Here is a 24,507-nt window from a genome sequence, read left to right on the forward strand (position 1 = left end):
AGTGCGACTCAACGACCTCGACGAACGCATCGTCCACGCCCTCGCGGAAGACGCCCGCCGCAGCTACGCCGACATCGGCTCGCTCGTCGGACTCTCCGCCCCCGCCGTGAAGCGGCGTGTGGACCGGCTCAGGGCCGAGGGCGCCATCACCGGATTCACCGTACGGGTGGACCCGGCGGCGCTCGGCTGGGAGACCGAGGGCTTCGTCGAGATCTACTGTCGCCACAACACCTCGCCGGACGACATCCGGCGAGGTCTGGAGCGGTACCCTGAGGTGGTGTCCGCGTCGACCGTCACTGGTGACGCGGACGCCGTCGTCCAGGTCTTCGCCTCGGACATGCGCCACTTCGAGCGGGTCCTGGAGCGGATCGCGGGCGAGCCCTTCGTGGAGCGCACCAAGTCCGTCCTTGTGCTGTCGCCGCTGCTGCGGCGCTTCTCCTCGGGCTCGCCCGCGTAACCCCTGCGGGGACGCCGGCTGTCGGGGCGGCGCGGGCCGTGGTTCCCGCACCGCCCCTCGCCCGCCCACCCCCGTGGGGCGGTCCGACGCGCGCGGCCGGCGATCTACTTCGTCGGGTAGTCGAACTTCCACGGCAGGACCTGGAAGTCGCCGGTGCCGGCCTTGACCCGCTCGTACGGCGCCGCGGCGTTGCACGGGGGCACCTCGTCCTTCGTCGGGTTCGAGGCGAGCCAGCTGTAGCCGAGCCGGTCGTGCCGGCCGTCGTCGTGCACCGACACGCCGACCCGCTTGTGCAGGAGCCCCGGCACGTCGGTCTTGGTGACGATGCCCGTCACGGTGGCCACCTTGCCGCCCGTCGCCAGGCAGTCGACCTTCACCTCTGCGGAGCCGCCCTCGCCGTTCTTGTAGTGGCTGTAGCGGAAGGTGCCGGTGGCGGCCAGCGCGTCGTTCCGGTTCTTGTGGGCGAGGTGCGCGTCGAACGTGAACGTGATGTCGTCCCCGGCCGGCCGGTACAGCTTCGCCGAACCGGTCAGGGCCGCGGCCTCCGTGACGGCGGCCTGGGCCGGGGCGGGGCGGTGGCTGTCGTCCGCAGAGGCGGCGGCCATGCCCCCGGCCCCCAGGGTGAGCAGAACGGCGGCGGAGACGGCGACGATCTTCGTACGACGGTTCATGGCCAAGCGGTCCTTTCGGCAGGTCGTCCGGGGTTCTCCGGACGACCACCACTCTTCCGCGGCCCCCGCCGCCGGGCGTCGAGCCGCAGGACGGTTCCGCCTCCGCCGCGCGGCGGAGAGGGACCGCGACCCCGGTCGGAGCCGTACGCAACGAATCGCCGCCCGCACGGCCGATCGCGCAACGGTTCGACGGTCGGTCCGCAACGCTGCCGTCTTGTCCCGGCCGAGCGCGAAACCGTACCGTTTTTGACGTCTTCCCCCTGTACTTCGACCCCCGAGGATCACGCATGCCCGCGCTGCGCACCGCCCTGCTCCAGAGCTCCGGTGAACTCGGTGACGTGGCCGCCAACCTCAAGATCCTCGACGAGGCCGCCGGCCGCGCCGCCGCGGCCGGTGCCGGACTGCTGCTCGCCCCCGAGCTCTTCCTCACCGGGTACGCCATCGGCGCCGACATCGCGCGCCTGGCCGAGCCGGCCGACGGCCCCTCCGCCCGCGCCGTCGCGGCGATCGCCGTGCGCCACGGCCTGGCCGTCGGCTACGGCTACCCGGAGCGGGACACCGGGCAGCACGGTGTCCTGTACAACTCCGCGCAGCTCATCGGCGCCGACGGCGTCTCGCTCGCGCGGTACCGGAAGACCCACCTCTTCGGAGACTTCGAGCTGAAGTGGTTCACCCCCGGTGACCGTGCCGTCGTCCAGGCGGAGCTCGACGGCCTCACCGTCGGCATGATGATCTGCTACGACGTCGAGTTCCCCGAGAACGTGCGGGCGCACGCGCTGGCCGGTACGGACCTCCTCCTCGTACCGACCGCGCTCATGCACCCCGCCGAGGTCGTACCCCTGTCCGTGGTGCCGGTCCGCGCCTTCGAGAACCAGCTCTACATCGCGTACGCCAACCGGACCGGCCCGGAGGGCGCGTTCGAGTTCGTCGGCCTCTCCGCCCTCGCGGGACCCGACGGCACCGCCCGGGCCCGCGCCGGGCGCGGCGAGGACCTCGTCCTCGGCGATGTCGACCCGGCCTTCCTCGCGGCCTCCCGCGAGGAGAACCCCTACCTCCGCGACCGGCGCCCGGGCCTCTACGGCTCACTCGTCTGAGCCGCCCCGCCCCACTCGCGCAGTCGCCAGGCCTCACCCTCTTTTCCGTGCAAGGAGTCCGTACCCCATGACGTCCACGGTGCCCACGACCGCCGTCCCCCACAGCGACGGCCAGCCGCCGATCACCATGTTCGGTCCGGACTTCCCGTACGCCTACGACGACTTCCTGGCCCACCCGGCCGGGCTCGGCCAGATACCGGCGACCGAGCACGGCACCGAGGTCGCCGTCATCGGCGGCGGGCTCTCCGGCATCATCGCCGCGTACGAGCTGATGAAGATGGGCCTCAAGCCCGTCGTCTACGAGGCCGACCAGATCGGCGGCCGGCTGCGCACCGTCGGCTTCGAGGGCACCGCCACCGAGGGCCTCACCGCCGAGATGGGCGCCATGCGCTTCCCGCCCTCCTCGACCGCGCTCCAGCACTACATCGACCTGGTCGGCCTGGAGACCACGCCCTTCCCGAACCCGCTGGCCGAGACGACCCCCTCGACCGTCGTCGACCTCAAGGGCGAGTCGCACTACGCCACCACCGTCGACGACCTCCCGCAGGTCTACCGCGACGTGATGAACGCGTGGAACGCCTGCCTCGACGAGGGCGCCGACTTCTCCGACATGAACCAGGCCATGCGCGAGCGCGACGTCCCGCGCATCCGCGAGATCTGGTCGAAGCTCGTCGAGAAGCTCGACAACCAGACCTTCTACGGCTTCCTCTGCGAGTCGGAGTCCTTCAAGTCCTTCCGCCACCGCGAGATCTTCGGCCAGGTCGGATTCGGCACCGGCGGCTGGGACACCGACTTCCCCAACTCCATCCTGGAGATCCTCCGCGTCGTCTACACCGAGGCGGACGACCACCACCGCGGCATCGTCGGCGGCTCGCAGCAGCTGCCGCTGCGCCTGTGGGAGCGCGAGCCGGAGAAGATCGTCCACTGGGCGCAGGGCACCTCGCTCAGCTCCCTGCACGAGGGCACCCCGAAGCCGGCCGTGACCCGGCTGAACCGGACCGCCGGCAACCGGATCACCGTCACCGACGCCTCCGGCGACATCCGCACCTTCCAGGCGGCGATCTTCACCGCCCAGTCCTGGATGCTGCTCTCCAAGATCGCCTGTGACGACTCGCTCTTCCCGATCGACCACTGGACGGCGATCGAGCGCACCCACTACATGGAGTCCTCGAAGCTCTTCGTCCCGGTCGACCGGCCGTTCTGGCTGGACAAGGACGAGGAGACCGGCCGTGACGTGATGTCGATGACGCTGACCGACCGGATGACCCGCGGCACGTACCTCCTGGACGACGGTCCGGACAAGCCGGCCACGATCTGTCTGTCGTACACCTGGTGCGACGACAGCCTGAAGTGGCTGCCGCTGTCCGCGAACGAGCGGATGGAGGTCATGCTGAAGTCGCTCGGCGAGATCTACCCGAAGGTCGACATCCGGAAGCACATCATCGGCAACCCGGTGACGGTCTCCTGGGAGAACGAGCCCTACTTCATGGGCGCGTTCAAGGCGAACCTGCCCGGGCACTACCGCTACCAGCGGCGCCTTTTCACCCACTTCATGCAGGACCGGCTGCCCGAGGACAAGCGGGGCATCTTCCTCGCGGGCGACGACATCTCCTGGACGGCCGGCTGGGCCGAGGGTGCGGTGCAGACGGCGCTCAACGCGGTGTGGGGCGTGATGCACCACTTCGGCGGAGGCACCGACGCCACCAACCCGGGTCCGGGCGACGTGTACGACGAGATCGCCCCGGTCGAGCTGCCGGAGGACTGATCCCCGTACGGATCGGGGCCCGGCCGGGTCCACCACGGCCCGGCCGGTTCAGGGCCTGGTCAGGGGCGTGAGGAGCATCCGCCCCACCAGGCCCACCGAGCGGTCGAGGCGTTCCGTGAACTCCTCGGCCAGCTCGGGCAGGCCGCGCAGTTGCCACAGCGAGCGCGCCGCCAGCCAGGCCCCGTCGCGGGCCCGGTCGAGGCTCCAGCAGCCGAGCAGATGGGTCAGCGGGTCCGCGATCTCCAGGAGGTCCGGGCCCGGCATCAGTTCCTCCCGGATGCGCTCCTCCAGGAGGACCAGGACGTCGCCGACCCGGTCGAACTCGTCCTCCAGGTCGGCGGGCGCGCACTCCAGGACCCGGCAGGTGTCGACCACCGCGAGGGCCAGGTCGTGGCCGATGTGGGCGTTGATCCCGGCCAGCGCGAACTGCAGCGGCCGTACGCCGGGATGGCGGCGGTAGCGGAACAGCGGCCGCCAGCAGGCGGGGGAGGGGCGGCCGGTCGCGGCCGCGTCGACCGCGGTCAGGTACCGCTCGGCGAACCGCACGTCGAGGGTCGTGGCGGCACGCCGGTCGGCGAAGCCGCCCGCCTCGATGGCGTGGCCGATCTCCTCGGTGACGGTCAGATAGACCCGGTTGAAGACGGCGACCCCGTCGGCCGGATGCCAGGCCGAGCGGAACGCCCGCATCCGGTCCACCACGGGGTCGACCGCGAGGAACGGGCCGGGCTGCCGCCCGACCCGCTGTGTCTGTTCGCTCTGCCCGATCTGCTGGGTCTGCGCCATGCGGGCAGGCTCCCAGTCGCCGGGCGCGGGAGGGAACTCCTCCGGCCCGGCTTACCCAGAACGGGCGAATCACTCAGTTCTTCGACAGCGGCTCGTCGCCGGACGTGCTCTCGCCGGACGTGCCCTCACCGGGCGTGCCCTCGTACGAGCTGGTGCCGGAGTCGAGGAGCGGCTCCTGCTGCTTGAGGTGGGCCGGGGCGAAGGCCCGCAGCACGTGGTAACCGGTGATGACGACGATCGTGCCGAGCGCGATGCCGCCCAGCTCGAAGGTGTCCGTGAACGTCAGCTTCACCCCGCCGACGCCGATGATGATGCCCGCGGCGGCCGGGACCAGGTTCAGCGGGTTGCGCAGGTCGACCTTGGCGTTGATCCAGATCTGGGCGCCGAGCAGGCCGATCATGCCGTACAGGATCACGGTGATGCCGCCGAGGACACCACCGGGGATGGCGGCGACGACCGCGCCGAACTTCGGGCAGAGACCGAAGAGCAGGGCGAAGCCGGCGGCGGCCCAGTAGGCGGCCGTCGAGTAGACCCGGGTGGCGGCCATGACGCCGATGTTCTCGGAGTACGTGGTGTTCGGCGGGCCGCCCACGGCTGTGGACAGCATCGAGGCGGCGCCGTCGGCGGCGATCGCGGTGCCGAGCTGGTCGTCCAGCGGGGTGCCGGTCATCTCGCCGACGGCCTTGACGTGTCCGGCGTTCTCGGCGATCAGGGCGATGACGACGGGCAGCGCGACCAGGATCGCGGACCATTCGAAGCTCGGGCCGTGGAACGAGGGCAGACCGACCCAGTCGGCCTGGGAGACACCGGAGAGGTCGAGCCGCCAGTGGTCGGTGACCTGCCCGCTCGCGGACATCGAGTTGATCTTGCCGAAGACCAGGTCGAAGATCCACGAGATGCCGTAGCCGAAGATCAGGCCGAGGAAGATCGCGATCCGGGACCAGAAGCCGCGCAGACAGACGACGGCGAGGCCGGTGAACAGCATCACGAGGAGCGCCGTCCACTGGTCCTGCGGCCAGTACGTCGCCGCGGTGACCGGGGCCAGGTTGAAGCCGATCAGCATGACGACGGCGCCGGTCACGATCGGCGGCATCGCCGCGTGGATGATCCGCGCGCCGAACTTCCTGACCGCGAGACCGGCGAGGAAGAGCACCGCGCCGACGACGAGGACCGCGCCGGTCACGGTGGCGCTGGTGCCGCCGGAGGCCCGGATCGCGGCGGCGACGCCGACGAACGAGAGCGAGCAGCCCAGGTAGGAGGGGACGGTGCCGCGGGTCGCGAGGAGGAAGATCGCGGTCGCGAAACCGGACATCATGATCGCGAGGTTCGGGTCGAGCCCCATGAGCACCGGAGCGACGAACGACGCCCCGAACATGGCGACCACGTGCTGGGCGCCGAGCCCGACCGTACGGGGCCAGGAGAGCCGTTCGTCCGGGCGGACGACGGCTCCCGGAGCGGGTGTCTTCCCGTCGCCGTGCAAGGTCCAGCGCACGCCGAGGTTCATGAGGTGGCTCCCGTTCTCCGGTTCCGGCGGCCGTGTCGTGACCGCAAAAGATCAGCCACATGGTATGCGCCGCCCGGGCCCGCGGACGTTCGCCCCGGGCCCGGTCCCCCTGCCCGCGGGCCCGGAACCCCTACCCGACGGGCCCCGGGGCCTTCTCCGGGGCCGGCTTCGCCGGTGCGGCCTTCCGCTCGCCCGGCCTGAGGACGCCCGCGCCCACGACGAGCCCCAGGGCGAGCAGGGTGACCAGGCCGAACGAGAAGACCAGCGAGGTCGCGTCGGCGATGCCGCCGATCGCCGAGGGCGCGATGAGCCCCGAGGTGTACGTGATGGTGGCGACGCCCGCGATGGCCTGGCTCGGGTTCGGGCCGCTGCGCCCCGCCGCGGCGAAGGCGAGCGGGACGACGACCGCGACCCCGAGTCCGATGAGCCCGAATCCGGCCATGGCGACGGCGGCGTGCGGGGCGAGGACGACCAGGACCCCGCCGAGGGTGGCGACGGCCCCGCCGACCCGTACCGTACGGACCGCGCCGAAGCGGTCCACGACCCGGTCCCCGGCCAGCCGCGCGACGGTCATCGTCAGCGCGAAGGCGGTGGTGGAGGCGGCCGCGAGCCCGGCGGAGCTGCCCAGCTCGTCCCGGAGGTAGACGGCCGACCAGTCGAGGCTGGCGCCCTCCGCGAACACCGCGCAGAAGCCGATCGCGCCGATGATCAGCGCGGACTTCGGCGGCAGCGAGAAGCGCGGGGGCGGCTCCTCGTCCGGTGTGCTGCGCATGTCCAGGACGCCCTGGCAGAAGACCAGGCCGAGGGCGGTGAGGACCAGGGCCGCGATCAGGTGGTGGAGCCGGGCGTCGCCGCCGAGGTGGGCGGCGACCGTGCCGGCGGCGGAGCCGATGAGGGCGCCCGCGCTCCACATGCCGTGCAGGCTCGACATGATGGACTTGCCGAGCCGGTTCTCGGTCTCGACCCCGAGCGCGTTCATCGCCACGTCGGACATCCCGGCGGTCGCGCCGTACACGAACAGCGCGGCGCACAGGCCCCAGACGTTCGGGGCGAGCGAGGGCAGCGTCAGGGCGAGCGTCCAGAGGGTGAGCAGGCCGCGCAGGGCCGTGCGGGCGCCGAACCGGTGGGACACGGCCCCGGCCAGCGGCATCGCGACGGAGGCGCCGAGGGCCGGGAAGGCGAGCGCGAGTCCGAGCTGCCCGGCGCTCACGCCCGCGTGCTCCTGGATCCAGGGGATGCGGGTCGCGAAACTGCCGGTGACGGAGCCGTGGACGCAGAAGACGGCGGCGACGGCGAAGCGCGCCCGCCGCAGGCGATCGGTGCTGGTGACGGTCTCCGCCGCCATGGGCCCTCCCTGGGTGGTGATGTGGCATGGCCGGGTGGTGCGGCCGTAAACTATCAGGAACCCTGCCTGATAAATAGACCGCAGGACGGCCTCCGTACCCGAGCGCGTCTGAGAGGATCGCCGCATGGCCGCATCCCCGAGCACCGCACGAGCCATCAACGACCGGTTCGCCCTGCGACTGCTCCAGGACGAAGGCCCGTTGACGGCCACTCAGCTCAAGACCCTCACCGGACTCTCCCGGCCCACCGTCGCCGACCTCGTCGAGCGGCTCCAGGGCTCCGGACTCGTCCATGTCGTCGGGGAGTCCGGAGCCGAACGCCGGGGGCCCAACGCCAGGCTGTACGGACTCGTCGCCGACCGGGCGCACCTCGCCGCCCTCGACGTACGGACCCGTTCGGTCTCCGTGACCGTCGCCGACCTGCTCGGCACCACCCTCGCCGAGGCCTCCGTGCCCGTCGGCGACGACAGCGACACCGGACCCGCCGTCGAGAAGGCGGTCGCGCTCCTGGAGCGGACCGTGAAGGAAGCGGGCGCGGACCGGCTGCACAGCGTGGCCGTCGGCGCCCCCGGCCTCATCGACCCGGCCACCGGCGAACTCCGCGACTCCACGGGACTGCCCGCCTGGCACCGGCGGCTCGTCGGCGTCCTCCAGGAACGGCTGCCCGCGCACGTCCTCGTCGAGAACGAGACCAACCTCGCCGCCGTCGCCGAACTGCGCGAGGGCGCGGCCCGCGACCGCGAGGACTTCGTCCTGCTCTGGCTCGGCCAGGGCGTCGGCGCGGCCCTCGTCCTCGGCGGGCGACTGCGCCGCGGGGCCTCCGGCGGCGCGGGCGAGATCGGCTTCCTGCCCGTGCCCGGCACCTCGGGCCTCCCCTCGGCCACCGGCTGCGACGGCGGCTTCCACGAGCTGGCCTGCGCTGCGGCCGTCGAGTCCCTGGCCGCCGCCCACGGCCTCACGGCAGCGGAGGCGCTGACCTCGGGGGACGTCGGGGCGGAGGGCCCCGCCACGGGGACGGCGCCGGCTTCGGGTCATGCCGCCTTCCTCGACGCCCTGGCCCGCCGCCTCGCCCTCGGTGCGGCCGCCGTCGTCTCGGTCCTCGACCCCGGCTGCGTGGTCCTCGCCGGGGAGACCGGACACCAGGGCGGCGCCGCGCTCGCCGCGCGCGTGGAGGCCGAACTCGCCGCCCTCTCCCCGCTCCGTACGGAGGTCCGCGCGACGGCCCTGGGCGGTGCGGCGGTGCTGCGCGGCGCCCTGCTCCTGGCCCGGGACACCGCGCAGGACGCGCTCTTCGGGGCGCCGACGGCGGGACTGTAGAACGGCGGGACTCCGGAACGCGGCCTTGGGGCACACCAGGGCCTCGGGCGGACCAGGCCCTCAGGCGCCCGTCGCCGCCCCGCCCGGCCCGCCCGCCCCGCCGAACCGCCGCGCCAGGAACTCGTCGAACGTCACGTGCCCCACCGCGCGGTCCGGCGCCAGGTGCTCGCCGCGCCGCAGCCCCCGGTAGACCCTGCCCGGCAACGGCACCTCGACGAGACGGCGCCGGCGGCTGCTCGCCCGCAGATAGGAGCGGGCCAGCTCGACGAAGGTCCGGATCTCGGGGCCGCCCATGTCCTCCACCCGGCCCGCCGGCGGCCCCGCGGCCAGCGCGGCGAGGCGCGCGGCCGCCTCCGTCACCTCCAGGGGCTGGTCCCGTACCTCCTTGGGCAGCAGCATCACGGGGGGCTTGGCCAGCCCCTGGAGCAGCTGGAGGACCAGGTCGTGGAACTGGGTGGTGCGCAGCAGCGTCCAGCCGATGCCCGAGCCCTGGATCATGCGCTCCACCGCGTACTTGGTGCGGTAGTAGCCGAGCGGCACCCGGTCGACGCCTATGATGGAGATGTAGAGCAGATGCGGCACCCCGGCGCGCCGGGCCGCCTCGATCAGGATGCGGGCCGCGTCCCTGTCGCCGCGCAGGATGTTGCTGCAGTGGACGACCGCGTCGACCCCGTCGACGGCCCGGTCGAGCAGCGGCCCGCCCTGCCGGAGGTCGACCGCGTACGGCGGTGAGTGCCTGCTGAGGACCCGTACGTCGTGGCCGTCCGCGCGCAGCCGCTCACAGACGGGCCGGCCGAGGGTTCCCGTGCCACCGGTCACCAGGATCGTGCTCATGTCTCAAGCCTGACCGTCCTCGGCCTCCTCCGCACACGCGGAGGCGCCGCGCCCCGGACAGGGGGGCGCGGCGCTGGGGGGAGCCCGGCGGCGGCAAGGGCCGTGAGATTCCGCCGCCGGGGGTTCGGAGGGGGTGCGTCAGCAGGGACCCAGGTCCTTCCAGACACCCCACTCGCCGGTCGTGCCCGGCGTCTCGTTCTGGGTCCACCACTGGGCCTTGTACTTGCGGCCGTTGTGGGAGACCTCGTTGCCCGCGTTGTAGACCGTGCCCGCCACGTACGCCGGGACCGTGCCGCAGCCGGTGGGCGGCGTCGTCGGAGGCGTGGTCGGGGGAGTCGTGGGCGGGGTCGTCGGAGGCGTGGTGGGCGGCGTCGTCGGCGGGGTGGTCGGCGGGGTCGTCGTGCCCGGCTCCACCACCGTCGTTCCACGCGCCAGGTCACCGGCGAGGGCGTACGTCGTGCCGTTGATGTTCACCGTCCAGTTGGAGGGGGTGGACACCGGCAGGTAGTAGTTGAACGCCAGGTCGACCGTGGCGCCCGGGGCCAGCGACTGCCAGGCCGGGAGCTTCAGGGAGACGCGGTGGAAGTCGCCCTTCAGGCCGCCCACGTTGCTGCCCGTGTGGTCGCTGCTGATCACCTTGGTGCCGAAGCCCGACTGGTCGGAGGCGTTGGCCGGGGCCGACGTCCCGTAGTCGAACTGGAACTCCGTGCCGCCCGGGAGGGCGGTCGCCGTGTTGTTGGTGATCTTGATCTTCGGGGTGATCGGGTAGTTCGAGTCGCCCAGCTTGAACTCGGTGAACTGCGCGTCGATCTTCACGGCCTTGGTGGGCAGGGTCGCGTTGGACTTCTTCGCGCCGTACGGGGTGGCCGCCTTGAACTTGTCGTACATCAGCGAGGTGAGGGTCGAGCCCATCTCGTACTGGCCCTTGGCGGCGTTCCAGGCGTAGTCGCCGGCCATCTCCCAGACCATCGTGCCGCCGATGCCCTTGTTGACCACGTAGTCGGCCTTGGCGGCCACCGACTGCTCGTCCTCGGTGGAGAGGAAGACCTTCTTCTGCGCGTTCCACAGCCACGGCGCGACCAGGGTCGAGTCGTACTTGCGGGCGTAGGTGCCGGTCAGGGTGGTGTTCGCCGGGAAGCCGTACTGCGTGACGTAGTCGCCGACGATCCCCTTCTCGAGGTTCTTGGCGTGCCACATCGGGTTGGAGCCTGCGGGCGACTCGACACCGTTGGTGTCCTTGTCGTGCCACAGGTTGTCGATGCCGGTGGCGCCGTCACCGCACTTGGTCAGACCGGCTCCGGCCGGGCAGGTGGTCGCGGAGGCCTTGCCCCACAGACCGTCGGTGCCGCCCTGCACGTTCTTGTGGCCGCGAGTGTAGTAGGGCAGGCCGATGTTGATCCGGCCGGCCGGCATCGAGCCGCGGAAGTAGTGGTACGCCCAGTCGGTGTTGAGGTACCCGATGTTGCCGTACTGCGCCGAGCCGTAGACGTTGGCGGCGGCGAGCTCGCCGTCCTTGCCGTCGTCGAAGAGGGAGGCGTTGGGCCCGACGTACTCGTTCCAGGCGCCGTGCAGGTCGTAGGACATGATGTTGACGTAGTCCAGATACTTCTGCATCTGGAAGGTCTCCATGCCCCGCAGCAGGTAGCCGGAGGAGGGGGCGGCGACGGTCAGCAGGTAGTGCTTGCCGTCGGCGGCGCCCGCCGCGTCGAGCTTCTCGCGCAGGGACTTCATGAGGGCCGCGTAGCCCTGCACGAGTCCGGCGCGGCGCGCGTTGGCGAGCTGCCAGTCGAGCGGGTTTCCGGCGTCCTTCATGGTCGTCGGGTACTCGTAGTCGATGTCGACGCCGTTGAAGCCGTACTTGCGGATGAAGTCGACGGACGAGGCGGCGAAGGTGTCGATCCCGGCCTGGTTGACCGAACCGTCGGCGTTGGTCGCCATCGAGTAGAAGCCGCCGGAGTTGACCCGGTCACCGTTGTCCGCGAAGTAGCCGCCGGTCTCGGCCCAGCCGCCGACCGAGATCAGCGTCTTCACGTTCGGGTGCTGCTTCTTGTATTTGTTGAGCAGGTTGAAGTGGCCCTTGTAGGCGTACGCGGGGTCCATCTCGGCGCCTGCGACACCGGGCCAGGTCATCCCGGTGGCCGCGTTGTTCGGACCGTCCGTGCCGACGGAGAGCTTGTTGTCCCCGCCGATGTGGCCGAAGGCGTAGTTGATGTGGGTGATCTTCTCCCACGGGATGTCCTTGGCCAGGTAGGCGGGCTGCCCGTTCTTGCCGTCGCGCCAGCCGGTGAAGTAGCCGATGACCCGGCGCTGGTGGTCCGCGCCCATCTTCTCGCGGCCCTCGGTGTCGTAGACCGAGCAGTAGGGGACGTCGACGCCCGGGGTCTTGTAGAGCCCGTCGGGGCGACAGGACTCGTTGTCGGCCGCGTACGAGACGCCGCCGGAGAGGGAGCTGAGCAGAAGTCCGGCGACCGCCGCGCCGGAAGCGAGCAGCGAGGCCCTCTTCGTGGTGGGGGACAACACGATCGGTTCCTCCTGGGGAGGTGGGTAAACACAACGAACAAGGGGGTGGGTCGTGTTGGGCCCGTGGAGTGCGCACCCCGCCGGACCGTTCCTCGGAGGTGACACGGAGATTAAGAGGACTAGACCAGTGCGTCAATAGGTCTGGACCAAAGAAGAGTTCTATGGAACTCTGTGAGCCAGACCACAGGAACTCGGCCACGTCGCCCCCCGCGGGTCGTGGCAGACTGGCCCTGTATCAGCAGCAGCGCACTCCGGGGTCGGTGTAATTCCGAACCGGCGGTATAGTCCGCGACCCGTCCGCAGCCAGCGGCCGGTTGACCAGGTGGAATTCCTGGACCGACGGTGAAAGTCCGGATGGGAGGCAGTGCGCGGCGGGCGACCCCTGTCAGGGGTGTGCCGGCCGTACGTCCGCTGGTCGCCGTATCGACACCGATCGGCGTACCCGCAGGACCTCGGCCTCGGCGCACCCTGCGCGAGGCGTCTTTCCGCTCTCTGTCGACATCGACAGGCCCCGGAGTCCGTGCCCGAAGAGGCAGGAGGACCCGGTGGCCCAGCAGGCCGACATCACCGCCATGCGACGCGCCGTCGAGCTCGCCGCACGCGGTCTCGGCGCCACGAGCCCCAACCCGGTCGTCGGGTGCGTCATCACCGACGCCTCCGGACACGTGGTCGGCGAAGGCTTCCACCAGCGCGCCGGCGGCCCCCACGCCGAGGTCCACGCCCTGCGCGAGGCAGGCGTCCTCGCCCGCGGCGGAACCGCCTACGTCACCCTCGAACCCTGCAACCACACCGGCCGCACCGGCCCCTGCGCCCAGGCCCTGATCGAGGCCGGGGTCAGCCGCGTCGTGTACGCCGTCGGCGACCCGAACCCGCAGGCCACCGGCGGTGCCGACACCCTGCGCGCCGCGGGGGTCGAGGTCGGACAGGGCCTCCTGGAGGCCGAGGCCGAGGCCGGCAACATCGCCTGGCTCACCTCCGTACGCCACGGCCGTCCCTTCGTCCGCTGGAAGTACGCCGCCACCCTCGACGGCCGGATCGCCGCCGCCGACGGCACCTCCCGCTGGATCACCTCCGCCGAGTCCCGCGCCGACGTCCACCGGCTGCGCGCCGAGGCCGACGCCGTCGTGGTCGGCTCCGGCACCGCCCGCGCGGACGACCCCCATCTCGCCGTACGCGGCATCGAAGGGGCCGTCCAGCCGCTCCGGGTCGTCGTCGACACCGAGGCGACCGCCGTGAAGCCCGGCGCACGCGTCCTGGACGACGCGGCCCCCACCCTGATCGCGATCGCGGAGGACGCCGGGACCTCCCTCGACGACACCGACGTCGTACGCCTCCCCAGGGCCGAGCGCGGCCTGTCCGTACCCGCCCTCCTGGACGCCCTCCACGCGCGCGGCGTCCGCTCCGTCCTCCTCGAAGGCGGCCCCACCCTCGCGGGCGCCTTCGTCGCCGCGGGCGCCGTCGACCAGGTCGTCGGCTACCTCGCCCCCGTCCTCCTCGGCGCCGGCCCCCACGCGCTCGCCGACGCAGGAATCAGCACCATCACCGAAGCGTTGCGGCTCGACGTCAACGAGACCGTGCGCGTCGGACCCGACCTCCGCGTCACCGCCACCCCGCACCTCACCGCCACCCTCAAGGGAGCCTGACCGTGTTCACCGGAATCGTCGAAGAACTGGGCGAGGTCACCGCCGTCGAGCAGCTGGAGGACGCCTCCCGCTTCCGCCTGCGCGGCCCCCTGGTCACGGAAGGCGCCCAGCACGGCGACTCCATCGCCGTCAACGGTGTCTGTCTCACGGTCGTCGAGTTCGGCGACGGCGAGTTCACCGCCGACGTCATGGCCGAGACCCTCAAGCGGTCCAGCCTCGGCGCCCTGGAGGTCGGCTCCCGCGTCAACCTGGAGCGGCCCATGGCCGTCGGCGGCCGCCTCGGCGGTCACATCGTCCAGGGCCACGTGGACGGCACCGGCACGATCCTGGAGCGCACCCCGTCCGAGCACTGGGAACTCGTCAAGGTCGGCCTGCCCGCCCACCTCTCCCGGTACGTCGTCGAGAAGGGCTCGATCACGGTCGACGGCGTCAGCCTCACCGTCGTCGAGGTCACCGACGACTGGTTCACCATCAGCCTCATCCCCACCACCCTCGACCTGACCACGCTCGGCATCAAGCAGGCCGGCGACCCGGTCAACCTCGAAGTGGACGTCATTGCCAAGTACGTCGAGCGGCTGCTCGGCCAGAACGCCAAGGAGAGCGACAAGTGAGCTGGCTCAACTCCGAGGCCTTCAGCGCCTTCGGTCAGCACATCATGTGGTCCGACATGATCGGCAACACGATCGGACTCATAGCCCTCGCGCTCGGCTGGCGCCGCTCCATCCTCACCTGGCCCGCCCAGCTGCTCTCCGGCCTGATCCTCGTCGGCGCCTACGCCTCCGCCCACCTCTCCGGCGGCGTCGGCAAGCAGCTCCTCGTCATCGGCGTCGCCGCCTGGGGCTGGTGGCAGTGGAACCGCGGCAGGCGGCAGGCCCAGGACGGCTCCATCGCCGTCCGCTTCGCCACCTGGAAGGAGCGTGGGCTGCTCCTCGCCGGCGCGGTCGCCGGCACCCTCGCCGTCGGCGGCCTCTTCACCCTCTACCCGTCGCTCTCCTGGAGCCCGTGGGCCGACGCGTACATCTTCGTCGGCACCCTCGTCGCGATGATCGCGCAGGCCCGCGGCCTGGTCGAGTTCTGGTTCGCCTGGCTCCTCGTCGACCTCGTCGGCGTCCCGCTCGCCTTCAACAGCGGCCTCGCCTTCTCCGGCCTGGTCTACGTCATCTACTTCGCCCTCGTCGTCTGGGGCATGCGCGACTGGTGGCTCCGGACGCGCACGGCCTCCGCCACCGCTCTGGAAGGAGCCCACGCATGAGCGCCGCCGCCCTTCCCCCCTGGGACGCCACCGACCTCGCCCTCGACCCCGTCGAGCAGGCCATCCGCGACATCGCCGCCGGCCGCCCCGTCGTCGTCGTCGACGACGAGGACCGCGAGAACGAGGGCGACCTCGTCATCGCCGCCGAGAAGGCCACCCCCGAGGTCGTCGCCTTCATGATGAGCGAGTGCCGCGGACTGATCTGCGCGCCCATGGAGAACGACGAACTGGAGCGCCTCCAGCTCCCCCAGATGGTCGAGCACAACACCGAGTCGATGCGCACGGCCTTCACCGTCTCCGTCGACGCGGCCCCCGCCCACGGCGTCACCACCGGCATCTCCGCCGCCGACCGCGCCACCACCCTGCGGATGCTCGCGAGCGGCGCCCACGAGCCCTCCGACTTCGTGCGGCCCGGCCACATCTTCCCGCTCCGCGCCAAGCCCGGCGGCGTCCTGGCCCGCAACGGCCACACCGAGGCCGCCGTCGACCTCGCCCGCCTCGCGGGCCTCCGCCCGGCCGGCGCGATCGTCGAGATCGCCGGCGAGGACGGCGTCATGCTGCGCCTGCCCGAACTGGTCCCCTTCGCCCGCAAGCACGGCCTCACGATCATCTCCATCGAGGACCTGATCGCCTACCGGCGCTCCGCCGAGCCGACCGTCCGCCGCGAGGCCGAGGTCCAGCTCCCCACCGCGCACGGCGACTTCACCGCGTACGGCTACCGCTCCACCGTGGACGGCGTCGAGCACGTCGCCCTCGTCCACGGCGACATCGAGAACACGGCCGACGGCGAGGACGTCCTGGTCCGGGTCCACTCCGAGTGCCTCACCGGCGACATCTTCCACTCGCTGCGCTGCGACTGCGGCCCCCAGCTGCAGGCCTCCATGGACCGCATCACCGAGGCCGGCCGCGGCGTCGTCGTCTACCTCAGGGGCCACGAGGGCCGCGGCATCGGCCTGCTGTCCAAGCTCCGCGCGTACGAGCTCCAGGAGCGCGGCCGCGACACCCTCGACGCCAACCTGGAACTCGGGCTGCCCGCCGACGCCCGCGACTACGCGGCCGGCGCGCAGATCCTCGCCGACCTCGGCGTCCGGAGCCTGCGCCTGATGACCAACAACCCCGACAAGATCGACGCCCTGACCCGGCACGGCCTCACGGTCGTGGGCCGCGAGCCCATGCCCGTCACGGCCGGCGAGCACAACCTCCGCTACCTGCGCACCAAGCGGGACCGGATGGGCCACGACCTGCCCTGGCTGGACGGCTCCCCGGCCTCCACCTGCGCCAACCAGTAATCACGTACGAATCCACCGGCAAGGAGAATCATGAGCGGCAAGGGCGCACCCGTCCTCAGCGTGAAGAACTGCGGCGACCTGCGGGTCGCGGTCATCGCGGCGCAGTGGCACGAGAAGATCATGGACGGTCTCGTGGACGGCGCCCTGCGCGCCCTGAGCGAGCTGGGCATCGACGAGCCGACCCTCCTCCGCGTCCCCGGCAGCTTCGAGCTCCCGGTCGTGGCGAAGGTCCTCGCGGGGCGCGGCTACGATGCCATCGTGGCGCTCGGCGTCGTCATCCGCGGCGGAACGCCGCACTTCGAGTACGTGTGCCAGGGCGTCACCCACGGCCTCACCCAGGTCTCGATCGACACCGGCGTACCCGTCGGATTCGGTGTCCTCACCGTCGACACCGAGGAGCAGGCCCTCGACCGGGCCGGCCTCGAAGGATCCACCGAGGACAAGGGCCACGAGGCCGTCACCGCCGCCGTCGCCACCGCGACCACGCTGCGCACGGTGAGCGAACCCTGGCGCTGATGACGCGACCCTCACCCCGTACTCTTAGGACCATCATGGCGAACGGAACCCCCAAAACCTTCGAAGAGCTCTTCGCCGAGCTCAAGCTCAAGGCCGAGACCGGCGACCCGGCCACCTCCCGCACCGCGGAACTGGTGGACAAGGGCGTCCATGCCATCGGCAAGAAGGTCGTCGAAGAGGCCGCCGAGGTCTGGATGGCCGCCGAGTACGAGGGCAAGGAAGCCGCCGCCGAGGAGATCTCGCAGCTGCTGTACCACGTCCAGGTGATGATGGTCGCCCGCGGGATCTCGCTCGACGACGTCTACGCCCACCTCTGAGCACACCCCTCCGGGCGCGTGCCGCCCGGACTCCCCACCACTCCCAGGCAAAGGAAGCTCACCCCATGCTGCGCATCGCCGTTCCCAACAAGGGTTCCCTCTCCGGACCTGCGTCGGCAATGCTCCATGAGGCCGGCTACCGCCAGCGCAAGGAGTCCAAGGAGCTCGTCGTCATCGACCCCGACAACGAGGTCGAGTTCTTCTACCTGCGCCCGAAGGACATCGCGATCTACGTCGCCTCCGGGAAGCTGGACATCGGCATCACCGGCCGTGACCTGCTCCTGGACTCCGGCGCCAGCGCCGAGGAGATCCTCGCGCTGAACTTCGGCCGCTCCACCTTCCGGTACGCCACCCGCCCGGGCACCGCGAACGGCCCCGAGGACTTCGGCGGCATGACGATCGCCACCTCCTACGAGGGCATCGTCGCCAAGCACCTCGCCGACCAGGGCATCGACGCCTCCGTCGTCCACCTGGACGGCGCCGTCGAGACCGCGATCCAGCTGGGCGTCGCCCAGATCATCGCGGACGTCGTCGAGACCGGCACCAGCCTGCGCAACGCCGGACTCGAGGTCATCGGCGAGCCGATCCTCACCTCCGAGGCCGTCGTGATCCGCCGCCACGGCGCCACCGACGACAACCCGCAGGTCCAGCAGTTCATGCGCCGCCTCCAGGGCGTCCTCGTCGCCCGGTCGTACGTGATGATGGACTACGACTGCCGCGCCGAGCACCTGGAGCAGGCCGTCGCCCTCACCCCGGGCCTGGAGTCGCCGACCGTCTCCCCGCTGCACAACGAGGGCTGGGTCGCCGTCCGCGCGATGGTCCCCGCCAAGGAGGCGCAGCGGATCATGGACGACCTGTACGAGATCGGTGCCCGCGCCATCCTCACCACCGCCATCCACGCCTGCCGCCTCTGACGGCACGGACCGCCCGCACCGAAGGCACCGAGGAACCACCGATGTCCCAAGCAGAGACGCCCGTCCTCCCGGTCACGTTCCGCCCCGGTCGCACCCGGGTCGTCCTGATCACGATGAGCGTCGCGATCTTCGCTGTGATCAGCGTCGTCGCGGTGTTGCTGGAGCGGCTCGGCCCGGGGGAGCGCGCCAGCTTCTTCCTCACCGCCGCGCTGCTCTCCGGAGGACTGCTGCTGCTGAGCCGCCCCAAGGTCGTCGCCGACGACGAGGGCGTCACGGTCGTCAACATCACCCGGACCCGGCGACTGGCCTGGGCGGAGATCCTCAAGGTCAACCTGCGCCCGGGCGACCCCTGGGTCTTCCTCGACCTGAGCGACGGCACCAGCCTGCCGGCGCTGGGCATCCAGCCCGGGATCGCCAAGGAGTCGGCCATCCGGGACGCCCGCGCCCTGCGGGCCCTGGCCGACAGCCGCGGCACGGGCGCGGAGCAGACGGCCTGACGCCCGAGGCTCAGCGGCCGGCCTGACGCCGGGGCTCAGCGGCCGGCCTGACGCCGGGGCTGAGCGGACGGTCCGGCGGCCGGGCTCAGCGGCCGGCCTGACGGCCGGGGCGGAAGCGGACCGTCTGACGGCCGGGGGCGTGATGTCCCCCATCCGGGGCCGACCCCCTGCCCCTCCGGGCCTTCGCGTGACTACTCTGGAGGCGGTGGTGCCGAGCGGCACCACCGCCTCGCGTGTGCAGGGCCGCGATCCCGCGGCCCGCGAGGCCACCCTTCGACCCGAGGAGTGACTCCCTCCAGCAATGGACGGATCGTCCGGTAGTACCCGCGCCGCCCCCTCCCAGGAGGCGGCGGCATGATCATCTCCCTTCTGCTGCTCTTCGCGGCCTTCGTCCTGATCCTCGCCAACGGCTTCTTCGTGGCCGCCGAGTTCGGACTCGTGACCGTCGAGCGCGCCGATGCCGAACGGGCCGCGGCCGCCGGCGACCGGCGCGCCCGCACCGTCGTCACCGCCCTGCGCGAGCTGTCCTTCCAGCTCTCCGGCACCCAGCTGGGCATCACCATCACCTCCCTCGTCGTCGGCATGCTCGCCGAGCCCGCGCTCGCCGGACTGCTGCACGGACCGCTCACCGCGACCGGACTGCCCGCCGGCGCCGTGTCCGGCATCGCGGTGGTGATCGGGATGCTGCTCGCCTCCGCCGTCCAGATGGTGGTCGGCGAGCTCGTGCCGAAGAACTGGGCGGTCTCCCGGCCGCTCCAGGTGGCCCGCTTCGTCGCCACCCCGCAGCGGTACTTCTCCGCCCTCTTCCGGCCGGTGATCTCCCTGCTCAACCGGGTCGCGAACCGGCTCGTACGGCTCCTGGGCGTCGAGCCCACCGAGGAGCTGGACTCCGTCCGCACCCCCGGCGAACTGGTCTCCCTGGCCCGGCACTCCGCCCTGGCCGGCGCCCTCGAACAGGACACCGCCGACCTCTTCGTACGCACCCTGTCCCTCGGCGGCCTCACCGCCGAGCAGGTCATGACCCCACGGGTGAAGGTGAGCGCCCTCCAGTGGGACGCCACCGCGGCCGACGTCCTCAACCTCACCCGGGCCACCGGCCTCTCGCGCTTCCCCGTCTACCGCGACCGCATCGACGAGATCGTCGGCATGGTCCACCTCAAGGACGCGCTCGCCGTCGCGCCGCACGCCCGGCTGCGCACCCCCGTCGGCCGGATCGCGGTCCCGCCGCTCCTCGTGCCCGAGACGCTGCCCGCCCAGACCCTTCTGGAGCGGCTGCGCAGGGAGCAGCCGATCGCGGTGGTCGTCGACGAGTACGGGGGCACGGCGGGCGTGGTCACCCTGGAGGACATCGTCGAGGAACTCGTCGGCGAGGTCCGCGACGAGCACGACACGGTGGCCGACGGGCGGCCCGAGCTGGCCGCCGCTCCCGCCGAGGACGGCCGGCCCGCCTGGGAGGCCGACGGCTCCTGCCGGGTCCACACCCTGCGCCGGATAGGCCTCGACGTGCCCGACGGGCCGTACGAGACCGTCGCCGGGCTCGTCGCCGATCTCCTGGGACGCATCCCCGCCCCCGGTGACCGGGCCGAACTGCCCGGCTGGCGGCTCTCGGTGCGCCAGGTCGACCGCTACCGCGCCGAGCGGGTACGGATCGTCCGGACGGACCCGGCGTCCGGCACGGTGTCGGACCCGGCGTCCGGCTCGGCGCTGGATCCGGTGTCCGGCCCGGTGTCCGATCCGGCGTCCGGCCACCTGGCCGCGCCCGTCCCCGTGGCGGCGGAGGCGGCCCGATGAGCACCCTTCCGCTTCTCTTCGCCGTCCTCCTCGTCCTGGCCAACGGCTTCTTCGTCGGGGCCGAGTTCGCGCTCGTCTCCGTCCGCCGCAGCCAGATCGAGCCGCTCGGCGGCGCCCGTGCCAAGCAGGTCCTGCACGGTCTGGAGAACCTTCCGCAGATGATGGCGGCCGCGCAGTTCGGCATCACCGTCTGCTCGCTGACGCTCGGCGCCGTCGCCGAGCCGACCGTGGCCCGTCTCCTCGAACCCGTCTTCCACACGGTCGGGGTCCCGGAGGGGCTCATCCACCCGCTCGGCTATGTCATCGCCCTCTCCGCGGTCGTCTTCCTCCACCTCGTCATCGGCGAGATGGTCCCGAAGAACCTGGCGATGGCCGCGCCCGAGCGGACCGCGCTCTGGCTCGCCCCCGGCCTGGTCGGCTTCGCCCGGCTCTGCCGGCCCGTGACGGCCGCGCTCGGCGCCTGCGCCCGGCTGGTCCTGCGGGCGTTCAAGGTCGAGCCGAAGGACGAGGTGGAGGCGGTCTTCACCAGCGCCCAGCTCGGCCGCCTCGTCGAGGACGCCGGCCAGGCCGGACTGCTCGACCCGGCCGAGCAGGAGCGCCTGGAGGACGCCCTCGAACTGGGCACCCGCCCGGTGACGGACGTCCTCATCGCACCGTCCTCCCTGGTCACGGTCCCGCCGACGGTCACCCCGCGGGAGATCGAGGAGCTGACCGTACGCACCGGGTACTCGCGCTTCCCGGTCCGCGCCGAGGCGGGCACCACCTTCATGGGCTTCGTGCACGTGAAGGACGTCCTCGACCTGGACGAGCGGGAGCGGGCGGTGCCCCAGCGGCTGTGGCGGCCGATGGCCACGGTCCGCCCCGAACTGCCCCTCGACGACGCCCTCACCGTGATGCGCCGCGCCGCGACCCATCTGGCGCGGGTCGCGGACGGCTCGGGCCGGGTGCTCGGCCTGGTCGCCCTGGAGGACGTCCTGGAGATGCTGGTGGGCGAGGTCCGCGACCCCGCCCACCGGGTCGCGTCGGACCGGGTGCCCACCGCGTAGGGCTCGGTGCGGGAGCCCCCGGGTCCTAGTAACCCGGGGGCTCCTGCTGGGGGCCGCGGTCGACCGGGCCGCGGCCCGACAGGACCTCGCCGTACGCCTGCATGAGGTCGGCGAGCCGGAGGGTCGCCAGATCCTCCCGGGTCGGCGTGCTGGCGTAGCCGGAGAGCCGCAGGTCGCGGTAGGCGCAGGACTTCTCGTACAGGGTGCGCAGGAAGCGGCCGTTGCCGAGCTCGTCGATCCAGCCCTGCTCGACGACGTGCCCGCTGATCGAGCGCAGCTCCTCGCGGGCTTCGTCGTCCCAGCCGTCGCCGTTGGCCGCCGCGAGGACTTCGCCGATGGCGGTGAGCTCCAGCGGCCGGTACGAGGGGAAGTCCACCCGGGTGGTGAACCGGGAGGAGAGACCGGGGTTGGTGTTGAGCAGCCGGTCCATGCCCTCGGGGTAGCCGGCCAGGATGACCACGAGATGGTCGCGGTTGTCCTCGGCCCGCTTGAGGAGCACCTGGAGGGCCTCGTCCCCGTAGGCGTCGCCCTTGCTGTAGCCGGTGTTGGAGAGGGCGTACGCCTCGTCCACGAAGAGCACCCCGCCGACGGCAGAGTCGATCAGTTCGTTGGCCTTGACCGCGGTCTGCCCGAGGAACTCGCCCACCAGGTCGGCCCGTTGGGCTTCCACGAGATGGTCGCCGCCGAGCAGCCCGAGGGCGTAGAAGACCCGGCCGAGGATCCGCGCGACGGTGGTCTTCCCGGTGCCCGAGGGGCCGGAGAAGACGAAGTGACGCTTGGGCGGCTGGACCGGAAGGCCCTGACCGGCACGGAGCCGCGCCATCTCCAGCTGCGCCGACAGCGCCTTGACCTGCCGCTTCACCGGTTCCAGGCCGACCATGCCCTCCAGCTCGGCGAGCGCCTCCGCGAGCCGCACCGGATCGGTGGGACCCGCGGGGAAACGCGGCGGCACCGGCTGGTTCGGCAGCGGGGCCTTCTGGCGTACGGTCTCGGGCGGCGTCACCGGTGCCGTCGGCGGTACGGGATCGGGCGCGAGCCGCACTCCGTCGCCCAGCGGGCCGGCCGACGGGTCGGGCTCGGCGCCCGGCGCGGTGTCCACGGCGTCCTGGCCGAGACCCCCGCCGGCGGTGCCCAGGGCGACCGTCGCGAGTCCGGCCGGGTCGTCGACGCCGTCGTACCCCTCGAAGCCGTCGTACTCGGCGATCGCCGCGAGCCGGGCGGCCGTGTCCATGAAGGTGGGGTCGATCCGGTGCACGGCCCGGTAGAGGGGCAGCGCGGCGGCGCTGCGCCCGGTCCCCTCGTGGGCGCGGGCCAGCCAGTACCGCAGCTCCTTGCGCTGGGGCTGCTCGCTGCGGCAGCGCATCAGCGAGGCCGACAGCAGCGGCTCGGCCTGCCCGTACATCTCCAGGCGCACCCGGGCCATGCCGCCGAAGAGCCCGGCCTCGATGCCGAGCAGCGGGTCGTCGACGAGGGTCTCGGTGTGCCGGACGAGCTGGTCCCAGTCCTTGACGAGATAGGCCCGGCAGGCGTGCAGGAAGCGGACCTGCGGGTCGGTGTCGACCGGGGGGAGCCCCGCGAGGGCCCGGTCCAGCTCCGGTACGTGGCGCCCGTCGAGCCAGTGGGAGGCGTGCGCGAGCAGCAGGTCGCGCGGGCTCTCCAGCACCGGTTGGACCCACCAGCCGAGCCAGTACCAGGAGTTGAGGGTGCGCCGGTACCGGGTCCGCTGCTCGCCGAAGCGGTCGCGGTTGCGGTACATGCGCAGCAGCGCGGTCGTGGTGTCGACCCGGAGCGCGTGCAGCCCGAGCCAGGCGTCCGCCATCCCGGGGTCGATCCTTACCGCCGTCCGGAACTCGTCCTCCGCCTGCGGATACGCGCCCATCGTGTAGGCGTCGATTCCGCGCAGCCAGGCGAGCTCGGCCGGGGCCTGCGCGCCCTGCGTGCCGATGTCCATCGGGTCCCCCACAACCGTCTTCGCATGGACGGGATTTGACCGCACCTGGGGGCATCGTACCTGCGCAGGGGGTGCGTACTTAAGGAGAAGCGCATGATCCGGAAGCGGTGACCCTGGGTGAGCATCAGGGCCCGCGAAGGGCCCGTGAGAGGGCCGTCAGGGGCAGAACGAAGCCCCCGATCACGGGGGAACAACCGGGGGCTTCGCGTCCGCGGCGGCTCCGAAAAGCCGCACATTCAGAACGTAAGACCTGTACGCCCCTTGGGTCAAGCGGAGTTGAGGCACTTGCGGAAGTGGACTTTCGGCCCCTCAGTTCACGGACATGAAGCCGTCACGGTGTGTGATGATCTGGTCCGCGCCCGCTGTCACACCCGGCCCGGGGAGCCAGTCGTAGCGCTCGTGGCACTCGCGTACCAGGGTGTCGGCGAAGGGCCGGGAGGGGTCCCCGGCGAAATGGCGAGTCTCCGCCACGGTCCATCCGTCCCAGAAAGCGGCCTGGTCCGGGCCGTCCCGATGACGGCCCCGTGCCCAGGACTCCTCGGGACCGCGCTCCATCCACAGCAGCCACGCGAGGAGCGGCCGCACCGCCGCCCGGCCGGCGCCGACCCCCTCGACGAGGACGACCGGGGCGGGCGGGAGCGCGCGCGCCTCGCCGAAGCGACGGAGGTTCCAGTCGTACGGGCGGTACGAGGCGCTCTCGCCGCGCGCGAGGGGATCGAGGACCTCGTCGCGCAGCCGCCCGGTCCACTCGAAGAGCTCCTCGTGTGTGGCGAGGTCGTCGAGGTGAAGGACGGGGGCGTCGCCCAGGGCGGTGGAGAGGCGGGCGGCGAGCGTGGACTTGCCGGAGCCCGCGTGTCCGTCGACCGCGATCAGCCGGACCGGTCCGCAGGAGGGCGGCAGCCGGAGCAGCGCGTGGGCTGCGCGATCGAGGTCGTTCATGGGCCCAGGGTAGGGGAGTGGGGGACCGTCGCAGGTCAGGGAGGTACCGCCGTCAGTGGTCGAG

Annotated in this window: 22 protein-coding genes and 1 riboswitch; of the genes, 14 read left to right on the forward strand and 8 right to left on the reverse strand. The window is 72.0% G+C overall.

The genetic code is table 11. The annotated features are described in order from the left end of the window. Nucleotide 1 precedes the first annotated feature (1 nt). Nucleotides 2-457 (forward strand): Lrp/AsnC family transcriptional regulator, encoded by a 456-nt coding sequence (locus tag ACIP8Z_RS28070; protein WP_015032260.1) that lies wholly within the window; start codon nucleotides 2-4, stop codon nucleotides 455-457. A gap of 104 nt (nucleotides 458-561) precedes the next feature. On the opposite strand, the gene ACIP8Z_RS28075 is transcribed toward ACIP8Z_RS28070, so the two are convergent. After that, a complete protein-coding gene (locus ACIP8Z_RS28075) occupies nucleotides 562-1,128 on the reverse strand; it encodes a Repetin (RefSeq protein ID WP_402088135.1) in 567 nt (188 codons plus the stop codon). 287 nt (nucleotides 1,129-1,415) lie between these two features. On the opposite strand from ACIP8Z_RS28075, the gene ACIP8Z_RS28080 reads away from it, so the two are divergent. Both ACIP8Z_RS28080 and ACIP8Z_RS28085 read left to right on the forward strand, forming a co-directional pair. After that, complete coding sequence (locus ACIP8Z_RS28080) at nucleotides 1,416-2,222, forward strand: carbon-nitrogen hydrolase family protein (protein WP_402088138.1); 807 nt, start codon at nucleotides 1,416-1,418, stop codon at nucleotides 2,220-2,222. Nucleotides 2,223-2,289: 67 nt separating this feature from the next. Beyond that, nucleotides 2,290-3,987 carry an NAD(P)/FAD-dependent oxidoreductase gene (locus ACIP8Z_RS28085; RefSeq protein WP_355963711.1) on the forward strand — a complete coding sequence of 566 codons (1,698 nt, stop codon included), beginning with the start codon at nucleotides 2,290-2,292 and terminating at the stop codon, nucleotides 3,985-3,987. A 48-nt stretch (nucleotides 3,988-4,035) separates the two neighbouring features. On the opposite strand, the gene ACIP8Z_RS28090 is transcribed toward ACIP8Z_RS28085, so the two are convergent. The 3 genes from ACIP8Z_RS28090 to ACIP8Z_RS28100 all read right to left on the reverse strand — a co-directional run bounded on the left by ACIP8Z_RS28090 (nucleotide 4,036) and on the right by ACIP8Z_RS28100 (nucleotide 7,619). Continuing rightward, entirely contained in the window at nucleotides 4,036-4,674 is a 639-nt protein-coding gene (locus tag ACIP8Z_RS28090) for a DUF5995 family protein (RefSeq protein WP_402088336.1), read from the reverse strand. A 169-nt stretch (nucleotides 4,675-4,843) separates the two neighbouring features. Further along, nucleotides 4,844-6,274 carry a uracil-xanthine permease family protein gene (locus ACIP8Z_RS28095; RefSeq protein WP_402088141.1) on the reverse strand — a complete coding sequence of 477 codons (1,431 nt, stop codon included), beginning with the start codon at nucleotides 6,272-6,274 and terminating at the stop codon, nucleotides 4,844-4,846. Nucleotides 6,275-6,404: 130 nt separating this feature from the next. Beyond that, nucleotides 6,405-7,619 carry an MFS transporter gene (locus tag ACIP8Z_RS28100; protein WP_402088144.1) on the reverse strand — a complete coding sequence of 405 codons (1,215 nt, stop codon included), beginning with the start codon at nucleotides 7,617-7,619 and terminating at the stop codon, nucleotides 6,405-6,407. Nucleotides 7,620-7,743: 124 nt separating this feature from the next. Here ACIP8Z_RS28100 and ACIP8Z_RS28105 point away from each other — a divergent pair, with 124 nt between their 5' ends. Beyond that, on the forward strand, nucleotides 7,744-8,934 hold the full coding sequence (locus ACIP8Z_RS28105) for an ROK family transcriptional regulator (RefSeq protein WP_402088147.1): 1,191 nt from the start codon (nucleotides 7,744-7,746) through the stop codon (nucleotides 8,932-8,934). Between the two features lie 60 nt (nucleotides 8,935-8,994). Here ACIP8Z_RS28105 and ACIP8Z_RS28110 read toward each other — a convergent pair whose 3' ends face one another. Continuing rightward, entirely contained in the window at nucleotides 8,995-9,768 is a 774-nt protein-coding gene (locus tag ACIP8Z_RS28110; protein ID WP_402088150.1) for an SDR family oxidoreductase, read from the reverse strand. Between the two features lie 138 nt (nucleotides 9,769-9,906). After that, complete coding sequence (locus tag ACIP8Z_RS28115) at nucleotides 9,907-12,288, reverse strand: chitinase C-terminal domain-containing protein (RefSeq protein ID WP_402088153.1); 2,382 nt, start codon at nucleotides 12,286-12,288, stop codon at nucleotides 9,907-9,909. A gap of 242 nt (nucleotides 12,289-12,530) precedes the next feature. After that, nucleotides 12,531-12,660: riboswitch (FMN riboswitch) on the forward strand. A gap of 173 nt (nucleotides 12,661-12,833) precedes the next feature. On the opposite strand from ACIP8Z_RS28115, the gene ribD reads away from it, so the two are divergent. From ribD to ACIP8Z_RS28165, 10 genes are all read left to right on the forward strand, one after another. Further along, nucleotides 12,834-13,931: a bifunctional diaminohydroxyphosphoribosylaminopyrimidine deaminase/5-amino-6-(5-phosphoribosylamino)uracil reductase RibD gene (ribD, locus tag ACIP8Z_RS28120; RefSeq protein WP_402088156.1), complete on the forward strand. Its 1,098-nt coding sequence runs from the start codon at nucleotides 12,834-12,836 to the stop codon at nucleotides 13,929-13,931. A 2-nt stretch (nucleotides 13,932-13,933) separates the two neighbouring features. Further along, complete coding sequence (locus ACIP8Z_RS28125; RefSeq protein ID WP_402088159.1) at nucleotides 13,934-14,542, forward strand: riboflavin synthase; 609 nt, start codon at nucleotides 13,934-13,936, stop codon at nucleotides 14,540-14,542. A 44-nt stretch (nucleotides 14,543-14,586) separates the two neighbouring features. After that, complete coding sequence (locus ACIP8Z_RS28130) at nucleotides 14,587-15,183, forward strand: nicotinamide riboside transporter PnuC (RefSeq protein ID WP_402088339.1); 597 nt, start codon at nucleotides 14,587-14,589, stop codon at nucleotides 15,181-15,183. After that, nucleotides 15,180-16,472 (forward strand): bifunctional 3,4-dihydroxy-2-butanone-4-phosphate synthase/GTP cyclohydrolase II, encoded by a 1,293-nt coding sequence (locus ACIP8Z_RS28135; protein ID WP_402088161.1) that lies wholly within the window; start codon nucleotides 15,180-15,182, stop codon nucleotides 16,470-16,472. Before ACIP8Z_RS28130 ends, ACIP8Z_RS28135 begins: the two co-directional genes overlap by 4 nt. Before the next feature lie 30 nt (nucleotides 16,473-16,502). Continuing rightward, nucleotides 16,503-16,988 (forward strand): 6,7-dimethyl-8-ribityllumazine synthase, encoded by a 486-nt coding sequence (gene ribH / locus ACIP8Z_RS28140; protein WP_015032243.1) that lies wholly within the window; start codon nucleotides 16,503-16,505, stop codon nucleotides 16,986-16,988. 35 nt (nucleotides 16,989-17,023) lie between these two features. Then, nucleotides 17,024-17,305 (forward strand): phosphoribosyl-ATP diphosphatase, encoded by a 282-nt coding sequence (locus ACIP8Z_RS28145; protein ID WP_073818722.1) that lies wholly within the window; start codon nucleotides 17,024-17,026, stop codon nucleotides 17,303-17,305. A 65-nt stretch (nucleotides 17,306-17,370) separates the two neighbouring features. Then, a complete protein-coding gene (gene hisG / locus ACIP8Z_RS28150) occupies nucleotides 17,371-18,219 on the forward strand; it encodes an ATP phosphoribosyltransferase (RefSeq protein ID WP_030316372.1) in 849 nt (282 codons plus the stop codon). A 41-nt stretch (nucleotides 18,220-18,260) separates the two neighbouring features. Continuing rightward, nucleotides 18,261-18,716 (forward strand): PH domain-containing protein, encoded by a 456-nt coding sequence (locus ACIP8Z_RS28155; RefSeq protein ID WP_402088164.1) that lies wholly within the window; start codon nucleotides 18,261-18,263, stop codon nucleotides 18,714-18,716. 354 nt (nucleotides 18,717-19,070) lie between these two features. Then, nucleotides 19,071-20,507, forward strand: a complete 1,437-nt coding sequence (locus tag ACIP8Z_RS28160) for a CNNM domain-containing protein (protein ID WP_402088167.1) — start codon at nucleotides 19,071-19,073, stop codon at nucleotides 20,505-20,507. Beyond that, the gene (locus ACIP8Z_RS28165; RefSeq protein WP_402088169.1) at nucleotides 20,504-21,553 is read left to right on the forward strand and encodes a hemolysin family protein; all 1,050 of its coding nucleotides are present in this window, start codon (nucleotides 20,504-20,506) and stop codon (nucleotides 21,551-21,553) included. The genes ACIP8Z_RS28160 and ACIP8Z_RS28165 overlap by 4 nt, the downstream gene beginning before the upstream one ends. 25 nt (nucleotides 21,554-21,578) lie before the next feature. Here the strand turns inward: ACIP8Z_RS28165 and ACIP8Z_RS28170 are convergent, their stop codons facing one another. Both ACIP8Z_RS28170 and ACIP8Z_RS28175 read right to left on the reverse strand, forming a co-directional pair. Then, nucleotides 21,579-23,504 carry an AAA family ATPase gene (locus tag ACIP8Z_RS28170; protein ID WP_402088172.1) on the reverse strand — a complete coding sequence of 642 codons (1,926 nt, stop codon included), beginning with the start codon at nucleotides 23,502-23,504 and terminating at the stop codon, nucleotides 21,579-21,581. Nucleotides 23,505-23,813: 309 nt separating this feature from the next. Then, nucleotides 23,814-24,443 (reverse strand): uridine kinase, encoded by a 630-nt coding sequence (locus ACIP8Z_RS28175; protein WP_402088175.1) that lies wholly within the window; start codon nucleotides 24,441-24,443, stop codon nucleotides 23,814-23,816. Nucleotides 24,444-24,507 lie beyond the last annotated feature (64 nt).

Source organism: Streptomyces sp. NPDC088553, from assembly GCF_044752965.1.
In the GTDB taxonomy this organism is placed as follows: domain Bacteria; phylum Actinomycetota; class Actinomycetes; order Streptomycetales; family Streptomycetaceae; genus Streptomyces.